Annotated in this window: 4 protein-coding genes; all 4 read right to left on the bottom strand. The window is 47.3% G+C overall.

All coding sequences use genetic code 11. From position 1 onward, the window contains the following. Positions 1-89: 89 nt before the first annotated feature. Positions 90-2,660, bottom strand: coding sequence for a polynucleotide kinase-phosphatase (locus RMO79_RS10855; protein WP_310483169.1), 2,571 nt, complete (start codon positions 2,658-2,660; stop codon positions 90-92). A 313-nt stretch (positions 2,661-2,973) separates the two neighbouring features. After that, positions 2,974-4,047 carry a threonine-phosphate decarboxylase CobD gene (gene cobD / locus RMO79_RS10850; protein WP_310483168.1) on the bottom strand — a complete coding sequence of 358 codons (1,074 nt, stop codon included), beginning with the start codon at positions 4,045-4,047 and terminating at the stop codon, positions 2,974-2,976. A gap of 36 nt (positions 4,048-4,083) precedes the next feature. Further along, positions 4,084-4,365 carry an HU family DNA-binding protein gene (locus RMO79_RS10845; RefSeq protein WP_309739032.1) on the bottom strand — a complete coding sequence of 94 codons (282 nt, stop codon included), beginning with the start codon at positions 4,363-4,365 and terminating at the stop codon, positions 4,084-4,086. 677 nt (positions 4,366-5,042) lie between these two features. Beyond that, on the bottom strand, positions 5,043-5,910 hold an 868-nt coding region (locus RMO79_RS10840; RefSeq protein ID WP_396136571.1), incomplete at its 5' end, for a type II secretion system protein GspD.

The following is a 5,910-nucleotide window of genomic DNA, read 5'->3' as shown; positions in this document are numbered from 1 at the left end:
CCGATTTTAGCAGGGCTGATGGCATAATTTTTCGATCGCATAGCTTACCGATATATTAGTACATATTATTATAACAAAGTCTATTTCATTTACAGTCTAGGATCGATCGGTTCGCTTTCCAACGCCAACACCCCAAACACGCATTCATGCACCTGACGTAATGGCAACTTCGCCACAAACCGTTCTAACGCTTCTATCCCTAAGGCAAATTCCCGCAAAGCTAGGTTGCGTTTTGCACCCAAACCTCGCTGGCGCAGTCTGTCGAGGTGTTCGGGGAGATCGTATTCGGGACCATAAATAATGCGGAGATATTCAGAACCTCGGACTTTAACGGCTGGTTGAATTAAACCTTTGCTACCAGAATTGATAAACTGCATCGGCTTGACTACCATCCCTTCGCCGCCAGCTTGGGTTAACTCTTCCCACCATTGGGTGGCGGCGGTGAGAGCGGTTTCGTCTTGGAGATTGACGGTGCGATGGGTGGTAGCGAGGAGAATTGAGTCTGACTGACAGATTTGGGCGATTTGGTGCATGTGCCAAATATGGTCTTTGTTGGCATGTACCGCGCCCTCAGTTGCCATAATGTGGAAGGGTGCGAGCTTGAAATCTTCGATCGAATCTACAGTCCAACAGTAGCGACGGTAAGCATCGACGTATTTATGCGCCATAGTCGATCGTACTTGCAATTTGTCCAGTTGGGGCGCGACTGCTACCCCACGATCGAATGCTTGTTGATATAATTTGCTGGCATAATCGAGCGCGTGATTTGCGGCTGCACCAACGGGGGCATATTGACCCCTGAGCAAGCCTTGGGCTTTGGCAGACCAGGGCATTAATTCGCAGTCGAAACACGCCCAGTCGGTTTCTAGGCGTTCCCAGAAGTTACAGGCGGTTAAGGCTGCTCGAACGCGCTCTAATACTTGGGATTCGAGGATGGGGTTGTCGAAAAATCTCCGTCCCGTGCGGGTGTAGCAAATGCCGATGCCTTCGCCAGTAATGCCAAATCTTTTGGCGACGGCAGCTTCATCTTGACAGATAATAATTACTGCGCGCGAACCCATATGTTTTTCTTCGCAGACGACTTCATTAATACCGATCGATCGATAATAATCAAAGGCTTCGGTGGGATATTCGAGATATCCTGGCAATTTGGAAGTTGCGACGGGGGACATGGTTGGGGGTAGATAAATCAACCATTTTGGATTGGCAGCAAATCGGCTCATGACTTCTAGAGCCGCGACGGAACGATCTGCTTGAATAGCGATATTCGCTTGCAGGCGAGTATTGATAAATCGTTTGCCCAAGACATCGGCGATATCTAAAATATCATCATCTTCTTGTTGGGCACTCCGCACGCTAGGTTCGGTATCCAACGGTTTTATCGGTTCGTAATATACTCGCGCGGCAGGAACTTGAACGATCTCGCGTTCGGGATATTTCAACGCTGTTAATTTACCGCCAAATACGCAACCAGTATCGATATCGATCGTATTATTGAGCCATTCCGCCTCGACTACTGGTACGTGTCCGTACACTACCATCGCTTTACCCCGATATTCCCGCGCCCAGTTTGCCCGCACGGATAGCCCATATTCATCGATCTCGCCCGTTGTTTCGCCGTACATGGCAAAAGAGCGGACATGCCCGGAAGTGCGCCCTTGTAGCTCTTCCTTGAGTCCAGCATGGGCGATAACTAGCTTGCCATCATCGAAGATATAGTGACTGATGAGCGAGTCGATAAATTTAGCTAGTTCGGCGCGAAATTCGGTTTGAATTGGTTCGGGTAAAGCTTCAATTTCGGCGACTGTTAATTCTAAGCCATGATTGAGTTTGACATTTTTACCGCGTAAATAACGCAGTAGTTTAAATTCATGATTGCCGCAAACGCACATCGCACTACCCGCCGCCACCATATTACGGGCGAGTTTAATCGCATCTAGATTCCGAATGCCGCGATCGACTAAATCGCCGACAAACATTACCTGCCGTCCGGTAGGATGTTTATAGGTCGGAAAGTCCCAGCAAGTTGGTTGCGGTTCAGGATGAGCTTCATATCCCAGTTGTGTTAACAATATTTCCAGCTCGTCGCAGCAACCGTGAATATCGCCAATGATATCGAATGGCCCCGCTGCTGTTTTACGATTATTCCACAGCGGTTGACGTTCGATTTCGACGTTATCAATTTGTTCGACGTTAGATAGAATATGGACGTAACGAAATTCGCGATCGAGATGACGCAGCGATCGTTTAAGATTTTCGGTATGTCGCTTGACTACGTGAATGCCAAAGTCTCGATTCGCTCTAGTTTGATTGCGATCGTGACACAATTCGGCTGGTAAATTAAACGCGATCGCGACTGCAAAACAATGATAATCTTTGGCTAATTGTAATAATGGTTTGCGATCTTCTGGCTTGACATTCGTCGCATCGATAACCGTCAACCTGCCCGCCTTGAGCCGTTTGGCAGTAATATAATGGAGCAATTCAAAGGCATCCTGAGTCGCCGCCTGATTGGTTTCATCATCCGAAACGATCGCGCGACAATAATCGGATGAGATAATTTCTGTCTCTAGAAAATGCTGGCGCGCGAACGAAGATTTGCCCGAACCGGAAGCACCGATGAGGACGACGAGAGAGAGTTCTGGGATGGTTAATTTCATAATTTTATTGCTCGATCGCACCAAATTTTGAGTTGCTGCGTAGATTTACCCACCCCGCCCTATGGGCACCCCTCCTCGGAGGGGATTTTTCACCTCAGCCATCCTCTTATAAGCTACCGTGTATACACATCTCTAGAAAAAAGCGAAATTGGTGGAAATCCCCCAAACCCCCTTAAAAAGCTTGCTCAGATCCGGTCAAAGTCCCCCTTGAAAAGGGGGATTTAGGGGGATTTAGGGGGATTCAGATCTCAAAACGAAGTCCAGCCGACTTGTGTACACACGGTAGCTCTTATAAGGAGGATTGGGGGGTAAACTAAACCGAATTTAAGGCGGCGATGAGTCGATCGTTTTCGGCAATCGTCCGTACTGCTACTCGAAAGAACCGATCTCCTAATTCGGGGAAACTAATGCAATCGCGAATTAAAATCTGATGCTGTTTGAGGAGTTGAGTTTGTAATTCCGTCACGGCACGATCGGATTTAACGAGCATAAAGTTAGCCGCTCCCGGATAAGGCTGTAACCCAGCAATCTGTTGCAATTGGACAAATAGCCGCGTTCTTGCTTCTGCCAACCAAGTCCAGGTCTGTTGCTGAAACTCAGTATCGCCCAAAACGGCGATCGCTGCTGCCGCTGCTAGAGAGTTAACTGGCCAAGGATCGCGCCAGTTTTGCCAGCGGCGCAATCTGTCGGGATGGGCGATACAGTAGCCCAGTCGCAATCCTGGCAAACTGTAAAACTTGGTCAGCGATCGCATCACCACCAGATTGGGATATTGGCGGGTGAAGGGAATTAAACTTTGCTGCTCTGAAGGGGGTAGAAAGTCCATAAAAGACTCATCGACTACCACCAGTTCAAATGCTTCCAAATAGGGTAACAGTGTCTCTTGTCGCCAAATTTGCCCGGTTGGGTTGTGCGGATTATTAACAATTAAGCCCAGCGAATGCGGAATTTCCGTCGGTAGATGGCGGAGCGCAAAATCGAGATCGCCAATTTCACCGTTATCCATCATCATCGATCGATCGATAATTCTGGTCCCGAAAGTTTGGAGCGATCGCCAGTAGTCGCCAAAGGCAGGCGTGGGCAGTAAGGTGGTATTTAATTTAGAAAACTCCCAACCCATCCAAGTTAGCAGTTCGGCGGCTCCATTGCCTGGTAATACCCACTCAGGATCGATATTGTGATGGGCGGCAATTGCCTGACAAAGTTCGGGATAGTTGGGATTGGGATAACTTGCGATCGAATCGATGTGCAGCTTAATAGCTGCGAGTGCCGTCGGCGGAGGGCCGAGCGGGCTGATACTCGCAGAAAAATCTAAAATCAGAGAGGGGGGACAGCCCGCCACTGTAGCTACCCAGCTTGGGTTCCCCCCATGTTTTGGTCGATTCAAGGAATAATGTGTGAATGTAAATTCAGCTAAATCAATCTAGTCGTCAGCAGAAACTTTGTCTTTGAACAATTTACCAGCAGAGAACGCAGGTACTTTAGTTGCGGGAATTTCCATTTTCTCGCCAGTTCTGGGGTTGCGACCTTCACGTTTTTGGCGATTTCTAGGTTCAAACGAACCAAATCCGACAAGAGTCACCTTGTCACCTTTCGATACAGCTTCCATAATTGCTTCTAATGCTGCCGACAATACTGTATCGGCTTGCTTTTTAGTTACGCTAGCTGTTTCAGCTACCCGATCGACTAATTCACCTTTATTCATGCGTAGATCTCCATTATGAGGTTAATTGATAGATTGGCATAGCACTATTATTCAAAATTGGTGCCACCCAAATCGGTGGTAGAAAGTTAGATTTGAGGCTTGAAATGGCGCAGATCTGCGTTATTCCATTAACACCTTATCTTAATTTCGCTAGTTTACACGATCGTCAGTCACTACATCGCTTATCTGCACGGGTTCAAATTACCCGTTAAGTCGGCGATAAAGTTGCTGAAACTCTCATGCAATATTATTTCCACTGCATTATTCTAATGTCTACAAGCCTAATCTGGATCGCTGAAAGCTTTAATTTATGTTGATTTTCATGATTTTGCGTATTATTTATGTAAAATTTGGGCAAAAAGAGGGGTCTAGCGGCTCGGAGATAGAGATCGGCGACTAATTTACGATCGCTCACTCATCATTTCCAAACGGTCAAGACCCCAAATTTAGTACCCAATTTTGCATGTAGTTGGTACATATATAAGTCGGCTGGACTTCGTTTCTAGATCTAAATCCCCCTAAATCCCCCTTTTCAAGGGGGACTTTCCGGATCGCTCCTCTTTATAAGGGGAAGGCTGGAAAATCCCCTCCTCGGAGGGGTGCCCAAAGGGCGGGGTGGGTAGATCTACGCAGCAACTCAAATAGACGTGTTACGCAGTAGCCTTTAAACTCTCAACCTATCTTCCAATCATCAATCTCGCATCGACACCAGGAGTATAGTTAACCTGACCTCTGTTATCGTTGAGAATCTGCGGCGTGAGCAAAACAACTACCTCTTGACGTTGGTTGGTTTTATTAGTACTGCGGAAGAGCGCGCCCAAGATCGGAATATCGCCTAAGATAGGTACCTTGCTAACGCTGGTGCGATCGGATTCTTGAATGATTCCAGACAAGATCAGGGTTTGACCGTCGCGCAAGCGAATTTCACCAGAGTTTAACGTCCGCGACTGTAACAGCGCGATGTCGCCATCAGCCGTACTTACAGTACTACCGATCGAAGATACAGTCGGCGATACACCCACCGAGACAAAGCCATTATCATCGATCCGGTTGACCAAGATTTCTAGAGTCAATCCAGCTTGTTTGATAATTGGCTCTCTAGTACTAGTAGTCGCACCAGTTCCAGCTACAGAGTTGATCTTAAATCCACCAAATACATCTTGGGTAAGATTGACAGTAGATTTTTGACCTTCTTGCACAACCAAAGTCGGATCGGTCAAGATTTTGCCGTTACCGCTGATGATTTGAGCCTGGAGAGTGGATAGAAACTTAGAGGGAATTTGATAGTTAGTCGGTAATCCGTATGTTACTACCGCTGGTGTGATGGTTGGAGAAAATTGTCCTCCTGGCGCAATAGCGGCACCTGTGAGAGGATCGATTGCTGTTGTTGTCCCACTATTAATTGCCCCTGGTGTTACTTTTGGTGGAGTATACGACGTTACACCCGGTTGATAGGGGTTGGCTGTCGTGCCGAAGTTTGGACGTGGAGAGTTGCCAATTAGTCCACCAGTACCACCTTGAGCACCATCTTGATTACCTAAGTTA

The organism is Chamaesiphon sp. VAR_48_metabat_403 (assembly GCF_031422475.1).
Lineage (GTDB): Bacteria > Cyanobacteriota > Cyanobacteriia > Cyanobacteriales > Chamaesiphonaceae > Chamaesiphon.
The sequence above is the reverse complement of the archived record's forward strand: the minus strand, read 5'-3'. Positions and strand labels throughout refer to the sequence as shown.

What these genes read in the sequence shown, in the direction of transcription:
- RMO79_RS10855 (WP_310483169.1), bottom strand. Translation starts at nt 2,660, where the DNA reads ATGAAATTAACCATCCCAGAACTCTCTCTCGTCGTCCTCATCGGTGCT.
- RMO79_RS10845 (WP_309739032.1), bottom strand. Translation starts at nt 4,365, where the DNA reads ATGAATAAAGGTGAATTAGTCGATCGGGTAGCTGAAACAGCTAGCGTA.